General features: G+C 56.3%; 11 protein-coding genes and 1 pseudogene. 8 read left to right on the top strand and 4 right to left on the bottom strand.

What is annotated here, in order from left to right:
• The first annotated feature begins 37 nt into the window (after positions 1 to 37).
• From N7D90_RS17850 to sbcB, 3 genes are all read left to right on the top strand, one after another.
• The gene (locus tag N7D90_RS17850; RefSeq protein ID WP_261739240.1) at positions 38 to 418 is read left to right on the top strand and encodes a tetratricopeptide repeat protein; all 381 of its coding nucleotides are present in this window, start codon (positions 38 to 40) and stop codon (positions 416 to 418) included.
• A gap of 238 nt (positions 419 to 656) precedes the next feature.
• Positions 657 to 1,016: a PilZ domain-containing protein gene (locus N7D90_RS17845; protein ID WP_261739239.1), complete on the top strand. Its 360-nt coding sequence runs from the start codon at positions 657 to 659 to the stop codon at positions 1,014 to 1,016.
• Positions 1,017 to 1,063: 47 nt separating this feature from the next.
• Positions 1,064 to 2,515, top strand: a complete 1,452-nt coding sequence (gene sbcB, locus N7D90_RS17840) for an exodeoxyribonuclease I (RefSeq protein WP_261739238.1) — start codon at positions 1,064 to 1,066, stop codon at positions 2,513 to 2,515.
• 76 nt (positions 2,516 to 2,591) lie between these two features.
• Here sbcB and mvaT read toward each other — a convergent pair whose 3' ends face one another.
• Positions 2,592 to 2,969 carry a histone-like nucleoid-structuring protein MvaT gene (gene mvaT, locus N7D90_RS17835; protein WP_016782206.1) on the bottom strand — a complete coding sequence of 126 codons (378 nt, stop codon included), beginning with the start codon at positions 2,967 to 2,969 and terminating at the stop codon, positions 2,592 to 2,594.
• Positions 2,970 to 3,320: 351 nt separating this feature from the next.
• On the opposite strand from mvaT, the gene purU reads away from it, so the two are divergent.
• Both purU and N7D90_RS24725 read left to right on the top strand, forming a co-directional pair.
• Positions 3,321 to 4,169, top strand: a complete 849-nt coding sequence (gene purU, locus N7D90_RS17830; RefSeq protein ID WP_261739237.1) for a formyltetrahydrofolate deformylase — start codon at positions 3,321 to 3,323, stop codon at positions 4,167 to 4,169.
• Between the two features lie 128 nt (positions 4,170 to 4,297).
• Positions 4,298 to 4,558, top strand: coding sequence for a hypothetical protein (locus N7D90_RS24725; protein WP_395247131.1), 261 nt, complete (start codon positions 4,298 to 4,300; stop codon positions 4,556 to 4,558).
• Here N7D90_RS24725 and N7D90_RS24720 read toward each other — a convergent pair.
• Positions 4,481 to 5,245 carry a methyl-accepting chemotaxis protein gene (locus N7D90_RS24720; RefSeq protein WP_395247149.1) on the bottom strand — a complete coding sequence of 255 codons (765 nt, stop codon included), beginning with the start codon at positions 5,243 to 5,245 and terminating at the stop codon, positions 4,481 to 4,483. The two genes, N7D90_RS24725 and N7D90_RS24720, sit on opposite strands and share 78 nt — an antisense overlap.
• Positions 5,246 to 5,386: 141 nt before the next feature.
• Positions 5,387 to 6,226: pseudogene (locus N7D90_RS24715) on the bottom strand (cache domain-containing protein); the annotation flags it as partial.
• A 339-nt stretch (positions 6,227 to 6,565) separates the two neighbouring features.
• On the opposite strand from N7D90_RS24715, the gene N7D90_RS17820 reads away from it, so the two are divergent.
• Positions 6,566 to 8,044, top strand: a complete 1,479-nt coding sequence (locus N7D90_RS17820) for a DUF853 domain-containing protein (protein WP_261739235.1) — start codon at positions 6,566 to 6,568, stop codon at positions 8,042 to 8,044.
• A gap of 119 nt (positions 8,045 to 8,163) precedes the next feature.
• Here the strand turns inward: N7D90_RS17820 and N7D90_RS17815 are convergent, their stop codons facing one another.
• Positions 8,164 to 8,619: a DUF721 domain-containing protein gene (locus N7D90_RS17815; RefSeq protein ID WP_261739234.1), complete on the bottom strand. Its 456-nt coding sequence runs from the start codon at positions 8,617 to 8,619 to the stop codon at positions 8,164 to 8,166.
• A gap of 308 nt (positions 8,620 to 8,927) precedes the next feature.
• On the opposite strand from N7D90_RS17815, the gene secA reads away from it, so the two are divergent.
• Both secA and argJ read left to right on the top strand, forming a co-directional pair.
• Complete coding sequence (gene secA / locus N7D90_RS17810) at positions 8,928 to 11,675, top strand: preprotein translocase subunit SecA (protein WP_261739233.1); 2,748 nt, start codon at positions 8,928 to 8,930, stop codon at positions 11,673 to 11,675.
• Positions 11,676 to 11,791: 116 nt separating this feature from the next.
• Positions 11,792 to 13,009, top strand: a complete 1,218-nt coding sequence (argJ, locus tag N7D90_RS17805; RefSeq protein WP_261739232.1) for a bifunctional glutamate N-acetyltransferase/amino-acid acetyltransferase ArgJ — start codon at positions 11,792 to 11,794, stop codon at positions 13,007 to 13,009.
• The last annotated feature ends 81 nt before the right edge of the window (positions 13,010 to 13,090 follow it).

Genomic DNA, 13,090 nt, shown 5'->3' with positions numbered 1-13,090 from the left:
TGTGGGGTCGATACACTGTTGTGAACAGGAGATACCCATGCGAATTTTGCTCGTTTTATTGTTGCTCAGCACTGTGGCTGGCTGCACCCGCTGGTCGATGAACCACCATTTGAACAGCGCTTACCGTGCCTATGACCGAGGCAACTGTGAAGCAGTGATGCTGGAACTGTCCGAGGTTGATCGCGACAGCCGCAGTCGCCCGTATATCTGGCCGCAAACCGCAATGCTGCGTGGGCTGTGCCTGGAGCGTACGAAGTTTTACCTGGATGCATCCCAGACCTACCAATACATCATCAACGAGTTCCCGAAGAGCGAGTATGCCTATCGGGCCAAGGCGCGGATCGAGACGCTGCGTATTCTCAAATTCATTCCGGGGCCGGGGACAACGGCTCAGGCGCTGCCTGCAACCATTCAATGATGCACAAAATTATGACTGGTCAATTGTGCTCGTTTCACTAATATTGAATGGCTTTGAATGGTTATTGTTCATTCGTCATTCAAAGAGATGTCAATGCTCGGTGGCTGGTCGTTGCTCCGAGCTTCAAGCGGGTGCGTGCAGGGCAGACTGGGCGCGGGTTTTGGCTCAGGTGTGCGGGCAGGGCATTTTTAAGTGCTGGTGCGGCCATGCGTAATGGCCTTCTATAGTGATCTTGAATATGGTTATTGAGCGGCTCATCGAACGGCAGCAACTGACGTATTACTTGGAAGTGCTCAATCGGTTCACGGACAAACCCGTGGGTTTTCTGGGTAATGTGTCCGACGGCGGGCTGATGCTGATCAGTCAGTTACCGATGCTGGTGGACGCCGATTTCGAGTTGCGGCTCAAGCTTCCCGGTTCCGATGGCTGCCCGCAGTTGATTGACCTGACGGCGCGTTGCCTGTGGTGCCGTGAGGATGTGACGCCCAATTGCTATGACTCCGGCTTTATCCTGTACCAGCCGCCTGCCGAGTACACCGCACTGATCAGTGCCTTGCAGCGCTACTTCAGCTTTCAGCCCTTGCAGGCTTCTGCATAGGTGTTTGAGCGCCTAGACTGTCGGGGTCTACTGCTCAGGAACACCCCGTGACCTCTATTTTTTGGTACGACTACGAAACCACTGGCATCAATCCGCGCTGCGATCGAGCCGTGCAAGTCGCTGGTATTCGCACTGACCTTGAACTCAACGAGATTGATCAGCCGGTCAATCTCTACTGCCAGCCCAGCGACGATATTCTGCCGCACCCGATGGCCTGCCTGATCACGGGCATCACCCCTGGCCGGCTCGAAGACAAAGGCTTGGGCGAGGCGGAGTTCATGACTCGCACTCATGCTCAGCTGGCGTTGCCGGGCACCTGCGGTGCGGGCTACAACTCGCTGCGCTTTGATGACGAGGTCACGCGCTACAGCCTGTACCGAAATTTCTTCGACCCTTATGCGCGTGAATGGCAGGGCGGCAACAGTCGCTGGGATTTGATTGATGTAGTGCGCACGGCCTATGCCCTACGCCCTGAGGGGATCGTCTGGCCAGAGGATGACGGGCGTGTGACGCTCAAGCTGGAGCGTTTGACGGCGGCCAACGGAATTGATCACGGTCAGGCTCACGATGCGTTGTCCGATGTGCGGGCAACCATTGCGCTGGCGCGGCTGATTCGCGACAAACAACCCAAGTTGTATGACTGGTTATTCCAGTTGCGGACTAAACAGCGGGTGCTTGATCAAGTTCGTCTGTTGCAACCGATGGTGCATATTTCAGGCCGTTTTTCTGCAGCCAGACATTATGTCGGCGTGGTATTACCGCTGGCATGGCATCCAAAGAATCGTAATGCGTTGATCGTCTGCGATCTGCACTTTGATCCTCAGCCATTACTGGACATGGACGCAGAAACTTTGCGCCAGATGCTTTATACGCGCCGCGAAGATTTGCCGGAAGGTCAGTTGCCGGTTCCGCTCAAGCTGATACACGTTAATCGTTGTCCGGTGGTGGCACCCTTGAATGTAGTGCGGGCACAGGATCAACAGCGTTTGCAGTTGGACATGCCACTCTACCAAGCGCGCGCCCTCAGCCTTACCGATACCCAGGAAGTTTGGCGAGATAAGTTGTCGGCCATTTATGCCCGCGAAGACTTTGTTCCCAGTGACGATCCCGAGCAGCAATTGTATGACGGTTTTATCGGTGATCGAGACCGTCGGTTGTGTGAACAAGTCCGGGCCAGTGATCCGGAGCAACTGGCCAAAGATACATGGCCTTTTGATGATGAGCGTTTACCCGAGTTGTTATTTCGCTACCGGGCGCGAAACTTCCCTCATACCTTGAGTGCACAAGAGCTGGAACGCTGGCATGTGTTCTGCCAACAACGGTTGGTGGATCCTGTCATGGGTGCCCCCATGACGCTGGCTAACTTCACCCAGGCCACGGATGAGCTGTCGCGTAGCGCTACGCCAGACCAGCTAAAGCTGCTGGGTGAGTGGCAGCGCTATGCGCAGGCGTTGAGCCGTCGTGTCGGGCTGAGCCTGCCAGGTGATAGCGAGGATTAAAAAGCGGGCAATAAAAAACGCCAGCAAGCTGGCGTTTTTATTAGCAGTGCAAAACGATTTGCGTGCCGGGTATCACTTAGTCAAGCAAAGTTGCCCAACCTTCAACCACGTCGCTGCCCCACTTGGCTTTCCACTCTTTCAGAGTTTTGTGGTTGCCACCTTTGGTTTCAATCACTTCACCGTTGTGCGGGTTTTTGTATTGTTTAACCTTGCGGGCGCGTTTGGTGCCGGTGGTTTTAACAACACCGCGTGGTGCTTTGCTTACTTTGGATTCTGGATCCAGAAGGGCGATGATATCGCGTAGCGATTTCTGGTACTCGCCCATCAGAGTGCGCAATTTACCTTCAAATTCCAGCTCGGTTTGAAGTTTGTCGTCTTCGGACAGATTCTTCAGGCGGGCTTGCAGTTCTTTGATAGCTTCTTCTGTTGCGCGATATTCGTTGATCAAGGACATGAGGATAGCCTTAGCTTGAAAAGGGTTTACAGGGATACAGTGACGCAATAGTAGTCAGACAGTTACTGCAAGTAAACATGCAAGGGCTGATTAATTTAAATTTTTATTCATTAACTTCAATGCTGCCAAGTATGCGCACAGTTAATAGCCGGGGTGCAATGGGCTTAATAACGTAGATTAATAAGTCTTGGCAGTTGTCGATAAAAGGCAGTGCAGGCCACGTCGATGCTGGCGTGCGGTCAAAGGCTACGCGACCCCGTGGCGCCTGCAGCAGGCGGTAACGAATACTGCAGTTTTGCTGCGCACTCGCTAGAATGGCGGCCTTAGTAAAGTTTTTGGAGTTTTCCCCTCATGCGCACTTTTCGGTTGGTTATTGCGTGCCCCGACGGCGTCGGCATTGTCGCCAAGGTCAGCAATTTCCTTGCCTCCTACAATGGCTGGATCACTGAAGCGAGCCACCACTCGGACGACCAAAGCGGTTGGTTCTTTATGCGTCACGAGATTCGTGCCGACTCTCTGCCGTTTGGGCTGGAGGCCTTTCGTGAGGCATTTGCCCCGATCGCCGAAGAGTTTTCGATGGAGTGGCGCATCACCGATACGGCGCAGAAAAAGCGCGTGGTGTTGATGGCGAGCCGCGAGTCCCACTGCCTGGCAGATTTACTGCACCGCTGGCACAGCGATGAACTGGACTGCGAAATTTCCTGCGTGATTTCCAATCACGATGACCTGCGCAGCATGGTCGAGTGGCACGGCATTCCGTTTTATCACGTACCGGTTGACCCGAAGAACAAAGAGCCGGCTTTTGCCGAAGTCTCGCGTCTGGTCAAACATCATGCTGCTGAAGTTGTGGTACTGGCGCGTTACATGCAAATCCTGCCACCTGATCTGTGCCGTGAATATGCGGGCCAGGTCATTAACATTCATCACAGTTTCTTGCCGTCGTTCGTTGGTGCCAAGCCTTATCACCAAGCCTCGATGCGTGGTGTGAAGCTGATTGGTGCAACTTGCCATTATGTGACTGAAGAGTTGGACGCAGGTCCGATCATTGAGCAAGACGTAGTGCGTGTCAGCCACAGTGACAGCATTGAAGACATGGTGCGTTTCGGTCGTGATGTCGAGAAGATGGTGCTGGCCCGTGGCCTGCGTTACCACCTTGAAGACCGTGTGCTGGTACGCGGCAACAAGACGGTCGTGTTCTAAATATTCACGGCACAACACGTGTGGGAGCGGGCTTGCTCGCGATGGTATCGCCTCGGTGTTTATGAGCCGGGTTGCCTGTACGCAGGCAGCCAGCTCCCACAGGTTTGCAGCAGTGCAGGGGAGGTGACATGAGTGACCCGCTCGACAAGGCCACCTCCAGTGCGCCTGCGACCTTGGGTGAAGGCTGTTTGAGTCGCTACGACCCGGATGCCCTCAGCCCCGAGGACGGCACCGAATTTCCTGATGCCGCCAGGCTTTGGGAGGCGTTGCAGAAAGCTTCAAGCGGCGAGCTTGAAGCTGTTCCCTGCCAATCAGATACGGAAACTGCCCACCAGTTGCTTCAAGCGCGCAGCTTGCTGTTCCAGGTCGGAACAGGCTCGAAGCGTTGACTGAAGGTTTTCGACTCCTTCCTGGTTGAGTGTATTGATTTCAGTAATGTCCATGTTGATCGACTCGACCACCGACGTTTGCTCTTCGGTTGCCGTGGCGACGGACTGGTTCATGCCATCAATTTCACCAATGCGTTCGGTCACGCTGATCAGGCGCTCGCCTGCGCGGTTGGCAATTTCCACGCTGTCTTGGCTATGACGCTGGCTTTCTTCCATGGTGTTCACTGAGTCGCGGGCACTGATCTGCAATTCTTCGATCATTTTTTGTACCTGCTGCGCCGATTCCTGGGTGCGGTGTGCCAGGTTGCGAACTTCGTCAGCCACTACGGCAAAGCCGCGCCCGGCTTCACCAGCGCGAGCTGCTTCAATGGCAGCGTTAAGTGCCAGCAAGTTGGTCTGCTGAGAGATGCTGGTGATCACTTCCAGGATCTGTCCGATGTTCACCGTCTTGTCGTTCAACGACTCGATATGACCGCTGGACGTGCCGAGCATTTGCGACAGTTTCTGCATCGAACTGATGCTGCGCTCGACCACTTGCTGACCTTCTTCGGCCAGGCCGCGAGCATCGCTGGCCTGGTGTGAGGCCTGGGCCGCGTTGCGGGCGATCTCTTGTGCGGCGGCGCCCAGCTCATTGATGGCTGCCGCGACGCTGTTGGTGCGACTCGCTTGCTCGTCAGAGTTGAGCATCGATGAGTTGGATGCGCTGACGACACGCAAGGCAACTTCGTTGACCTGTTCGGTGGCCGAGGCCACTTCGCTGATCGAGGAGTGAATGCGTTCGACAAAGCGGTTGAAGGCACTGCCCAGGGTGCCGAACTCATCCTGGGATTCCACTGCCAGACGGCGTGTCAGGTCGCCTTCACCTTCGGCAATGTTCTGCATGGCGCGGGTCATTACGTGCAGCGGTTGCATCAGCAGGCGGATCAACAGGCCGAGAAGGGCGATGATCGAGACCACGGCAATCACTGTGGCAATAATTGCGGAGGTGCGAAATTCGCTGAGCGCTGCGAAGGCTTGTTCCTTGTCGATCGACAAACCGACGTACCAGTTGACCGTGCCCAGCCCTTTGACGGGAGTGAAGGTCACGATCCGGGTTTTGCCGTCGGCCTGGATCTCGCTGAACCCGGCGTTGATCGCAGGCGTGTCCTGCGGGTAGATATCCTTCAGCTGTTTCTTCACCAGGGTTTTGTCCGGGTGCACCAGGATTTCGCCGTCGGCACTGATCAAAAAGGCGTAGCCCATGCCGTTGAAGTTCAGGGCGTTGATGCTGTCGGTGATGGCTTGCAGGGTCAGGTCGGCACCGACCACGCCCAGGGTTTGCCCGGCCTTTCTCACCGGAGCACCGATGGAAATAACCATCTGCCCGGTGGCTGCGTCTATATAAGGTTCGGTCAGGCTTGAGGTGCTGGTGTTCAACGCATCCTTGTACCAAGGCCGGGTGCGCGGGTCGTAGCCGTCAGGCATTTTGCTGTCGGGGCGAATGGTAAAGCCGCCCTGGCTGTCGCCAAAGTAAACCGCCATAAAGGTGCGGCTAAGGGTTTTTTGCTCCAGCAGGTTCGTCACCTGGGTTGGTTCTGGAGTATTGGCGATTGATTCGGCAAGGTTTTCAGCCAGCAGAATCCGGCCGCCCAACCATGTCTGAATGTTATTGGCTGTGACACTGCCCATTTCGTTAAGGTAGTTGTCCAGGTTGTTGCGGATGGCGTTGCGCTGCAAGAAGTCGTTGTACAGCGTAAATAGCGAGAAGGCGGCTATTACGATCAGGGACGCGGCAAGCAGGATTTTATGGCTGAAACGTAGGTTTTTATTCATGGCTTGAAGGGTCCGCTAAGGTCTAAAAGTGTGAGACATACACTCTGGTAAAACGCGTGATCCGCAAATCACTGCCTGAACAGGGCAGATGGTCCATTTATCAAGGCGCTTTACGACGCTAAATCCGGTTTTTTCTGGTCTAGCATTAACGGTGTATCGACCCGCGATCGCGAAAGATTAATCAAAGGTGGCAAAATGCCTGACACTTCTGCTCTAGTACTTGGTGCTGACCTCTCGGGTCAGTCCATCGCTCAATCCTTGCGCTTGGCAAACCGCCACGGTCTGGTGGCAGGCGCCACGGGGACGGGCAAAACCGTCACTCTTCAACGCTTGGCCGAGCAGTTCAGTGATGCGGGGGTTGCGGTCTTCGCCGCCGACATCAAGGGCGATCTGTGCGGTTTGGGGGCAGCGGCCAACCCTCAGGGCAAGATCGCAGAGCGGATTGCGGGTATGCCTTGGCTCAATTACCAGGCCAAAGCGTATCCGGTGACCTTGTGGGATATACAGGGCAAGACCGGCCATCCATTACGAACCACCCTGAGTGAAATGGGTCCCTTGCTGTTAGGCAGTTTGCTGGAGCTGACCGACAGCCAGCAGTCGGCGCTCTATGCCGCCTTCAAGGTGGCAGACCGTGAAGGTTTGCTGTTGCTCGATCTCAAAGACCTCAAGGCACTCCTCAATCACCTGCGCGATAACCCCCAAGTGCTGGGGGATGACGCGGCCCTGATGACCACCGGTTCCAGTCAGGCGCTGTTGCGTCGCCTGGCGACGCTTGAACAGCAGGGGGCTGAAGACTTGTTTGGTGAGCCGGCACTGCAACTGGAAGATATTTTGCAACCGGCCAGCGATGGTCGTGGGCGGATTCATCTGCTTGATGCGAGTCGCCTGGTGCATGAAGCACCGAAGGTCTACGCGACCTTTCTTTTGTGGTTGCTGGCCGAGCTTTTCGAGCAACTGCCGGAGCGTGGCGATTCGGATAAACCGTTGCTGGCGCTGTTTTTCGACGAAGCACACTTGTTGTTTGCGGGAACGCCCAAGGCGTTGCAAGACCGTCTGGAGCAAGTGGTAAGGCTGATTCGCTCCAAGGGGGTCGGGGTATATTTCGTCACTCAATCTCCGGCGGATCTGCCAGACACTGTGCTTGCGCAGCTGGGTTTGCGTATCCAGCACGGGCTACGGGCTTTTACGGCCAAAGAGCAGAAGTCCCTCAGGGCGGTAGCTGACGGGTTTCGCCCTAATCCTGCGTTCAGCGCGCTGGAGGTACTGACTGAGTTGGGCACGGGCGAAGCGTTGGTGGGCATGCTTGAGGACAAGGGCACTCCGGCCATGGTTCAGCGCGTGTTGATCGCGCCACCGCAATCACGCATTGGCCCGCTGACCGAAGCTGAGCGTGCGGCGTTGATCGCTGGTTCGCCGTTGCAGGGGCGCTATGACAAGCCCATTGATCGGGAGTCTGCGTACGAAGTGTTGATGGCCCGTAAGGGAGTGGCGCCGCAAGCGCAAACACAGGCTGCGCCGCATGAACCGGGGTTGCTGGATCAGGCCGGTGACTTTTTGGGTAGCGCTGCGGGCAAGGCGTTGCAGTCCATGGCGCGCCAGGCAGCGGGGAAGGTGGGCCGTCAGCTGGTGCGTGGACTGCTGGGCTCGCTGTTGGGCGGTAGCAAACGCAAGTAGGGACAATGGATATGTAGCCGCTGTCGCAGGCTGTGATTGGCTGCGCAGCAGTCATGCTTTTTGGAGGTCCTGCGGAACTTGTCGCAGCCTTCGGCAGCAGCTACAGGTGTTCGGGGTTGTCAGGGTTTTGGTTTGGCGTGACTCGCCAGGCGCTCAAGGGCGGCGCGCAAGGCCGGGTCGGTAATGCCGTCGGCCGTTGCCTGAATGGTCTGGGCTGCATCGACGGATAAATCCAGAGTATGCCCCACGACCTTGGCCTGCACCGTAGGCGGCTGCACCTTGAATAAAATCCGGGTCAGGCTGGCAAACTCGTCAAATACCTGTAATTGGCGCAACAGGCGTTTTTGCTGATAACGCAGGCGAGTGGCCCAGTGACCGTCAGTCACGATCAGCAACAAGCTGCCTTCACGCCATGAAGCGACGTGGCAATGCTCGCGTGCAGCTGGCTGGAGCTGGCTTTCAAGCAGACGTTGCAGGTGTGCCAGACGCTTTGCATGGCCAAAAATGGCTTTTAGGGGCTTGGCCTCGCGGAGCAGAACGGAGGGTGCCCGTGCTGGGTGTGGGCGAAATGCCATGTTCAGACACCTGAGAAAACAGAGCAGCAATCTTAGCAGAAACCTCCTGTTTCACTCGCCCGGATCCGGGCTCGTCAAAATTTATTTATGAAATCAATGAGTAACTTCAGGTGCTTATGGGTTGAAGTTCAGCAAAAAGCCCTTATTTTAGGGAGGCCCCATTACAACGCAGTACCGGTATCGTGGAATAACGCCACTTTCCTCACCGCCGTTTCCGGGTAGAATGCTCGTTCGCATGCGGCCATCAGGGCTGCTCGGGCGACTCTCGGGGCCGCCCTCCATCCCTATGTGTGGAAGATCCTGCCGATATGTTTGCGCCTTTGTTAAAGAAACTTTTTGGAAGCAAGAACGAGCGCGAAGTTAAACGCATGCTCAAGACAGTTCAGGTCGTCAATTCCTTCGAAGAGCAAATGGTTGCTCTGACGGATGAGCAATTGCGCGCCAAGACCCAAGAGTTCAAGGCCCGCATAGCCAAAGGTGAGACCCTCGACCAACTGTTGCCAGAAGCCTTTGCGGTCTGCCGCGAAGCGGGTAAACGTGTCATGGGCATGCGCCACTTTGATGTTCAGCTGATCGGCGGCATGACCTTGCATGAAGGCAAGATCGCTGAAATGCGCACCGGTGAAGGCAAGACCCTGGTAGCGACCCTTGGGGTTTACCTCAATGCGCTGTCTGGTAAAGGCGTGCACGTAATTACCGTGAACGACTATCTGGCTCGCCGCGATGCCAACTGGATGCGTCCGCTGTACGAATTTCTGGGCCTGACGGTAGGTGTTGTAACACCGTTCCAGCCGCCTCAAGAAAAGCGTGAAGCCTACGCCGCCGACATCACTTACGGTACCAACAACGAGTTTGGTTTCGATTACCTGCGCGACAACATGGCTTTCAGCATGGAAGAAAAATTCCAGCGCGAGCTTAATTTCGCAGTGATCGACGAAGTCGACTCCATCCTCATCGACGAAGCCCGTACTCCGCTGATCATCTCCGGCCAGGCCGAAGACAGTTCCAAGCTGTACACCGAAATCAACAAGCTGATCCCGCGTCTTGAACTGCACGTCGAAGAAGTTGAAGGTGAAGTTACCAAAGCTGGTCATTTCACCATTGATGAAAAGACTCGCCAGGTTGAGCTGAACGAAGCCGGCCACCAGTTTGTTGAAGACATGCTGACCCAGATCGGTTTGCTCGCTGAAGGCGAGAGCCTGTATTCGGCGCACAACCTGGGGCTGTTGACCCACGTGTACGCTGCACTGCGCGCTCACAAGCTGTTCAATCGCAACGTCGAATACATCGTTGAAGACGGCCAGGTATTGCTGGTCGACGAACACACCGGGCGTACCATGCCGGGTCGTCGCTTGTCCGAAGGCCTGCACCAGGCTATCGAAGCGAAGGAAGGCCTGAATATTCAGGCAGAGAGCCAGACCCTGGCTACCACGACCTTCCAGAACTACTTCCGTCTGTACAACAAGCTCTCGGGCATGACCGGTACTGCAGACACCGAAGCGTTTGAATTCCACCAGATCTATGGTCTGTCGGTGATGGTTATCCCGCCGAACAAGCCACTGGCGCGTAAAGACTTCAACGACCTGGTGTTCCTCACCGCTGACGAGAAGTACACGGCGATTGTGGCTGACATCAAGGATTGCATGGCCAAGGGCCGTCCAGTACTGGTGGGTACAGCGACCATCGAAACCTCCGAGCACATGTCCAACCTGTTGCACAAGGAAGGCATCGAGCACAAGGTTCTGAACGCCAAGTTCCACGAAAAAGAAGCCGAAATCATTGCCCAGGCCGGTCGTCCAGGCGCACTGACCATCGCTACCAACATGGCGGGTCGCGGTACTGACATCCTGTTGGGCGGTAACTGGGAAGTGGAAGTCGCCTCCCTCGAAGATCCAACCCCGGAGCAGATCGCACAGATCAAGGCCGATTGGCAAAAACGTCACCAGCAAGTGCTGGAGTCGGGTGGTCTGCATGTAATCGCTTCCGAGCGTCACGAATCGCGCCGTATCGATAACCAGTTGCGTGGTCGTGCCGGTCGTCAGGGTGACGCGGGTTCCAGCCGTTTCTATCTGTCGCTGGAAGACAGCCTGATGCGCATCTTCGCCTCTGATCGGGTGAAGAACTTCATGAAGGCCCTGGGCATGCAGTCTGGCGAAGCAATTGAGCACCGCATGGTGACCAACGCGATCGAAAAGGCTCAGCGCAAGGTTGAAGGTCGCAACTTCGACATCCGTAAGCAATTGCTGGAGTTCGATGACGTCAACAACGAACAGCGTAAAGTGATTTATCACATGCGTAACACGTTGCTGGCTGCCGACAACATCGGTGAAACCATTGCCGACTTCCGCAAGGACGTACTCGACAGCACCGTCAGCGCGCACATCCCGCCACAATCGTTGCCGGAACAGTGGGACGTCAAAGGTCTGGAAGCTGCAATCGAAACCGGTTTTGGGGTGAAGCTGCCGATCCAGCAATGGCTCGACGAAGATGACCACCTGTACGAAGAAACCCTGCGTGAGAAGCTGCTGACCGAATTGCTGGCGGCTTACAACGAGAAAGAAGAGCAGGCGAGCCCTGAAGCGCTGCGCACGTTCGAGAAGCAAATTGTTCTGCGTGTACTGGATGACCTGTGGAAAGACCACCTGTCGACCATGGACCACCTGCGTCACGGTATCCACTTGCGCGGTTATGCGCAGAAGAACCCGAAGCAGGAGTACAAGCGCGAGTCGTTCAACCTGTTCTCCGAGCTGCTTGATTCGATCAAGCGTGATTCGATCCGTGTGTTGTCCCATGTACAGGTACGTCGCGAAGACCCGGAAGCTGAAGAGGCGCGTCTGCGTCAGGAAGCTGAAGATCTGGCTTCGCGCTTGCAGTTCCAACATGCCGAAGCGCCAGGCCTTGATCAGCCGGACGCATTGGCCCAGGTGCTGGAAGGCGCTGATGTGGCTGATGTGGTGGTCGAGCCTGTTCGTAACGAGCAGAAGCTGGGCCGCAACGAGCTGTGCTACTGCGGCTCGGGCAAGAAATTCAAGCACTGTCACGGGCAAATCAACTAACGCCCGTTTCAACTGCTGATACACCTGCGCCGCGACCGGCATTAGCCGTCGCGGCGTTTTACCATTGAATTCCCGTCCCTTTGCGGCGGCGCACAGAACTTATTTAGGAGCGCGTCATGGCTGTTGGTCTTGGTCCTTTGCCTGTTTTGCACCCGGTGGCCGGTTTTGAACTGGGTATCGCTTCTGCCGGTATCAAGCGTCCAGGACGCAAGGATGTGGTGGTTATGCGCTGCGCCGAAGGCTCCAGCGTGGCCGGTGTTTTCACCCTGAACGCGTTTTGCGCAGCGCCGGTTATTTTGGCCAAGCAACGCGTACAAGGCCCGGTTCGCTATTTGCTGACCAACACCGGCAATGCCAATGCGGGCACCGGTGAGCCGGGGCTGCTTGCGGCAACCCGTACCTGCGCCGCACTGGCCGAGTTGGCCGGTGTAGATGCCAGCGCCGTTTTGCCGTACTCCACCGGTGTAATTGGCGAGCCGCTACCGGTCGAGAAGATCGAAGGTGCACTGCAAGCCGCTCTCGACGACCTCTCCGAGAACAACTGGGCTGAGGCCGCAACCGGCATCATGACCACCGACACCCTGCCCAAAGGTGCCAGCCGCCAGTTCGAGCACGAGGGTGTGACCATCACCGTGACCGGCATCAGCAAGGGCGCGGGAATGATCCGTCCGAACATGGCTACCATGTTGGGTTACATCGCCACTGACGCCAAAGTTGCCCGTGAAGTACTGCAGAACCTGTTGCTCGATGGCGCCAACAAGTCGTTCAACCGCATCACCATTGATGGCGATACGTCGACCAACGATTGCTGCATGTTGATTGCTACCGGCAAAGCGGCCTTGCCTGAAATCACTGAAGCCAGCGGTCCGCTGTTTGCGGCGCTGAAACAGGCAGTACTGGACGTTTGCATGGACGTGGCGCAGGCCATCGTGCGTGACGGTGAAGGCGCAACCAAGTTTGTTACCGTTGAAGTGAATGGCGGCGCTAACCATCAGGAGTGTCTGGACGTGGGTTACACCGTGGCTCACTCGCCACTGATCAAGACCGCGCTGTTTGCTTCTGACCCGAACTGGGGCCGCATCCTGGCCGCTGTGGGGCGTGCTGGCGTGCCGGATCTGGACGTGAGCAAGATTGATGTGTTCCTGGGTGAAGTATGCATCGCCAGCGGCGGCGCGCGTTCAGCCACTTACACCGAAGAGCAGGGCTCGGCGGTAATGGCTCGTGAGGAAATCACCATCCGTATCGAGTTGGGCCGTGGTGCATGCAGCGAGACTATCTGGACCACTGACTTGTCCCATGAATACGTGAAAATCAACGCCGAGTACCGTACCTAAGTCGTCTCGACATCGCGGACCTGTCAGCCGATTCTGCGCTGACAGGCCGGGGTGCCTCGCGGATCTTCAGCTCCTCCTTTT

Source organism: Pseudomonas fragi, assembly GCF_025426255.1.
GTDB lineage: Bacteria > Pseudomonadota > Gammaproteobacteria > Pseudomonadales > Pseudomonadaceae > Aquipseudomonas > Aquipseudomonas kulmbachensis.
Note: the sequence above shows the minus strand (reverse complement) of the source record. Positions and strands in the feature narration are given on the sequence as shown.

What these genes read in the sequence shown, in the direction of transcription:
- argJ (WP_261739232.1), top strand. Translation starts at nt 11,792, where the DNA reads ATGGCTGTTGGTCTTGGTCCTTTGCCTGTTTTGCACCCGGTGGCCGGT.
- N7D90_RS24725 (WP_395247131.1), top strand. Translation starts at nt 4,298, where the DNA reads ATGAGTGACCCGCTCGACAAGGCCACCTCCAGTGCGCCTGCGACCTTG.
- purU (WP_261739237.1), top strand. Translation starts at nt 3,321, where the DNA reads ATGCGCACTTTTCGGTTGGTTATTGCGTGCCCCGACGGCGTCGGCATT.
- N7D90_RS17820 (WP_261739235.1), top strand. Translation starts at nt 6,566, where the DNA reads ATGCCTGACACTTCTGCTCTAGTACTTGGTGCTGACCTCTCGGGTCAG.
- N7D90_RS17850 (WP_261739240.1), top strand. Translation starts at nt 38, where the DNA reads ATGCGAATTTTGCTCGTTTTATTGTTGCTCAGCACTGTGGCTGGCTGC.
- N7D90_RS17845 (WP_261739239.1), top strand. Translation starts at nt 657, where the DNA reads ATGGTTATTGAGCGGCTCATCGAACGGCAGCAACTGACGTATTACTTG.
- N7D90_RS24720 (WP_395247149.1), bottom strand. Translation starts at nt 5,245, where the DNA reads ATGCTCAACTCTGACGAGCAAGCGAGTCGCACCAACAGCGTCGCGGCA.
- N7D90_RS17815 (WP_261739234.1), bottom strand. Translation starts at nt 8,619, where the DNA reads ATGGCATTTCGCCCACACCCAGCACGGGCACCCTCCGTTCTGCTCCGC.
- secA (WP_261739233.1), top strand. Translation starts at nt 8,928, where the DNA reads ATGTTTGCGCCTTTGTTAAAGAAACTTTTTGGAAGCAAGAACGAGCGC.
- mvaT (WP_016782206.1), bottom strand. Translation starts at nt 2,969, where the DNA reads ATGTCCTTGATCAACGAATATCGCGCAACAGAAGAAGCTATCAAAGAA.